The sequence below is a fragment of the Gammaproteobacteria bacterium genome (genome assembly GCA_027296625.1).
GTDB lineage: Bacteria > Pseudomonadota > Gammaproteobacteria > JAKEHO01 > JAKEHO01 > JAKEHO01.
Window position 1 is genome coordinate 1 of the sequence record JAPUIX010000156.1, and the last position, 3,696, is coordinate 3,696.

Here is a 3,696-nt window from a genome sequence, read left to right on the forward strand (position 1 = left end):
GGGCGTATCCAACCCTAAAACCAGAAAAGCCGACCCTCAATGAGAGTCGGCCTTTAATTCTGGTAATGGGGGTAGGATTTCCCTTCGCCACTACGTGGCTCAATTGCTCTTGCCGCTGATCGCGATACTACGTATCGCTGCGGCTGCGAGTGAACCTGCCTTTCTACAGCTTGAATCTTGGCCACGCGCAAGCCAAAAAAAACACCGGCCCCCTTTCAGGGGACCGGCGTATTTTTTGGTAGCGGGGGCGTGATTTGTGCTGTTCCTACAGTGGCCACACATATCCGCGTAAAGTAGCTCGCTAAGATTGGCAACGCCTCAGCGGGCACGCGACTATTTTCACTGGTCCTTTGGGGGAGTAAACGCCACTTTGCGAGGATGAGGCACAACCAGTTGCATCGGCCCGTACTTTGCGCTTGACCGAGACGTCAGCCATATGATATCCAGAGTAAGCCAATTAACCACATTGAACGCATGATGGGGAGTACAAATGAACAAGATAATGATAATTGTCCTGGTTCTGTTGCCGGCATTCGGTCTTGCCAACGAAGTAATAGAGGGATCGTCGCAATCTGTGTCCGAGTCTTCAGCCCAGTCCGCGAGGGTCCAGATTGCCCAAGCGGTAAAACGTGATGCCGAAGGGTATCTTGCGGGCTCGGAAATGACTCGTTCGTTGAGACTGAAACTCGAGCAAGTACAATTGGAGCATCCGGAGTTGGGCTCGGACCAGCTAGTGGAATTCGCACTGAACGAAGCCGATGACGTCATCGCAGAAAACAGGGAAGACGAAACTCCGCAATAGCGCAATCCGATGAACTGGTTTTCAGCCTTACCAATCTTTACAATTGGTTTGCTCTTTAATTGCTGCGATGCGCGGGCGCTCAGTCTGGAATTCGATTATGAATTCGAAAAGAAAACGACAGAGGAAGCTATTCTAGGATGGGGTGATGATGTTCTCGCCACGCTTCCACCCAGTCTGCATGAACGTGTTCCTGGCAAGATTCGAGTCCGATTTCGGTCCTGGGGACAAGCGAATCAACTAACACAACCTTACTGCGCCAGCGAGGCGTCGGAGGAAAACACAGCGGACGGCCCGCTTTTCGAATCCTACGGCCGCTATAACGCGCTTCGAAACATCATTTATATCAATTCTCGACTGCTACCAGAGATCCTGTTGGGACCGTCCGGGACCCGCAGCTTTGACTGTTATCACGGCAATTTTTATCGCTTGGCGATGGCAACGCTACTCCACGAGATTGGGCACGCCTATGATGCATTGGATCTGGACGCTTCGGTCGGCAAGAGCGACACGCAGTCTCGCCTGAGTAGCACCACAATTTCCAGCGATCCGTCTTGGACTGTATTGGACGGATTCCACACCCGTTTTCTGGGTTTTCGATACCCTATGAAAAAGAACAGGGATCTGGATCGGCTGCCTTCTGCCCATGCAGCGTCAAACAAACGGGAGTCCTTCGCAGTCCACTTCGAATACTTCCTGCTCGATGCCGATTATTCGTGCCGTTTTCCAAGCCATCAGGAGTACTTCGAAAATCATTTCGGCTGGACACCTGACGGCGGCGATTGCACTGCGACCTACGAAGTGGTTTCGCAACAGAGTCCCGGTCTCGTTACCCTCAATCCTGAACGCGTTTACCAGGTACGATACCTGATGGCCGCGCCCGGCCAGAAAGCCGAAACTAGATTCGGCCACACGATGTTGCACTTTGTTCTGTGCGCGCCGGGCACGGCGCTTGGCCCAGAGTGCCTCGAGCAGGAGGAGGAAGACATCGTCCTGGGTTTCGCGGCTCGCACCGATGATTCCCCCTGGCGCTGGTTAAAGGGCATGCTCGGCAGTTATGATTCCATGGTGTTCTTCACGTCCTTGCAATACCAATTACAGATCTACAACCAGTTCGAGACGAGAGACGTCGTCTCCCATCCGATCGACTTAAATCGGGAACAAATTCGACGACTTAGTCTGCGAGCAATCGAACTCTATTGGACTTATCGGGGTCCCTACCGCATTTTCTCGATTAACTGCGCGACCGAAACCGAGGATTTACTTAAAGCAGGTATCTTGAGCGAGGACTATATCTACGGAACGCGTCGGACGCCGAGAGGCGTTTTGAAGCGCCTGCGTGAAAGCGGGCTTTTACTGGAGACTGAGGCGTCATTGTTCTACAAGAGTGACTTCGATCTCACCAGTCGAGCATTGACAGACCTCTATGATGCCCCACAGGTGCGGCGCAGAAAATCGCTCCATCGGCGCATTGGAAAATTGTCGATTGACGAGCGGCGCGGTGCTCTTGATCGACTCGAGAGCGAACTGGCATCGGTCGTCCGCTTCGCTGAAGACTTACCGCATGCTGAGTCACTCGAACAAACGATGCGAGATATCATAACTCTTGGTCAACGACTGGAGTCGTTTCGTTTGCTTGAGGAAAATATCGCTCGCCAGCAAAACAAGAAACTCGCCTACGCCAGCATCAAGGAGTTGAAGCGTTTGGCCCGGCGTAGCGAAACGATGACGGAGCTGCTTGAGCGATTTCGCTACCTGATGCTGGCGATGCAAGCCGGTGACCGCGATAGCCGGCCTGGTTATGGAATTCCGTTACGTCGTGAGCACGGTCCTGACCGGGTTGAGCTCAGTCGGGAACTTGACGCACTTAGCAGTCAGATTCTTTCGCTCGATTTTCAAAGCGCTCGATTTTCGCGTTGGCAGGAAGAAACGTCCTGGAGCAACTCCTTAGCCGAAAATAGATACCGCGTGCTGCGGTCCTACGCTGACGTTGCCCGCGAAGTTCGGATTGAAATCATGAATCGCACAGTAGCCCAGTTTCCGGACAAGCCCAATTCCGCCGTTAGGTTAATGCTCGAACGACAATTTGGAAGCGGCAGCTTCGAATTGACTCGAATTTCGGACGCGCGAATAAACATGCTCCGCGAAAAAACGAAAAGTACTCCAACGATTACTGCGGTCTTAGACGCTCCTCTGTAGTTCAGGCAGTAGAACGAGGCTTTCTGGTCGACTGCATAAGAACTACCATTTTCTGGTAGCGAGGGCAGGATGGCCTTCGCGGCTGACGCCGCTCAGTTGGTCTCGGCGCCTGTAACCGATGCTACGCATCGGGGCACCTCGGCTTGAACCTGCTTCTTTGCAGCTTGAATTCTGCCCATACAAAAAAGCACCGGCCCCCTAAAGGGGACCGGCGCATTTTTTTGGTAGCGGGGGCGTGATTTGCTCTGTTCCTACAGTCCCCAGACGCGTCCGCCTGAAATAGCTCAGAGGGGCTCATTCGGCCGTTTCAGTGCCCCAATTGGCTGGCTTCCCGAATGGGATTTGTTTGGACTCTGTCCACAATAGGTCGTCCACAGTGCAAGTGCTGGCTACTCAGGTCTCGAGAATACTACGCCGTGGGGCATGGCCGGACCGTTGTCGCCATGCGGCCAAGACTTGCGATTCATGTCAGCGCCCGGACGATCTGCCCCGGGGGTTCGGAAGTCTTCATCGACATGGAGTTCGCCGGTTTCCGGATCAAGGTGCAGCAAGATAATCCGTCCGCCGAGCCAGGGCCCCTTGCCCGTTAGTGCAATGCGGTTGCCACCCAGTTCTCCGGAAATCCAGTGGGGGTCTTCACCATCACCGAAGAAAAGCCGGCTTAACTCTCGTGGCCGTTGCGGGTCTGATATGTCCAG

At 53.7% G+C, this 3,696-nt stretch carries 3 protein-coding genes; 2 read left to right on the plus strand and 1 reads right to left on the minus strand.

Translation table 11 applies throughout. The features are described 5' to 3' along the window. Positions 1-490 precede the first annotated feature (490 nt). Positions 491-802: a hypothetical protein gene (locus O6944_09300; protein MCZ6719330.1), complete on the plus strand. Its 312-nt coding sequence runs from the start codon at positions 491-493 to the stop codon at positions 800-802. A gap of 9 nt (positions 803-811) precedes the next feature. Then, complete coding sequence (locus O6944_09305; protein MCZ6719331.1) at positions 812-2,998, plus strand: DUF4105 domain-containing protein; 2,187 nt, start codon at positions 812-814, stop codon at positions 2,996-2,998. A 389-nt stretch (positions 2,999-3,387) separates the two neighbouring features. Here the strand turns inward: O6944_09305 and O6944_09310 are convergent. After that, the coding region (locus O6944_09310) for a hypothetical protein (protein ID MCZ6719332.1) at positions 3,388-3,696 on the minus strand (309 nt) is incomplete at its 5' end.

Coding starts and splice junctions, on each gene's coding strand:
- O6944_09300 (MCZ6719330.1), top strand. CDS start 491: ATGAACAAGATAATGATAATTGTCCTGGTTCTGTTGCCGGCATTCGGT.
- O6944_09305 (MCZ6719331.1), top strand. CDS start 812: ATGAACTGGTTTTCAGCCTTACCAATCTTTACAATTGGTTTGCTCTTT.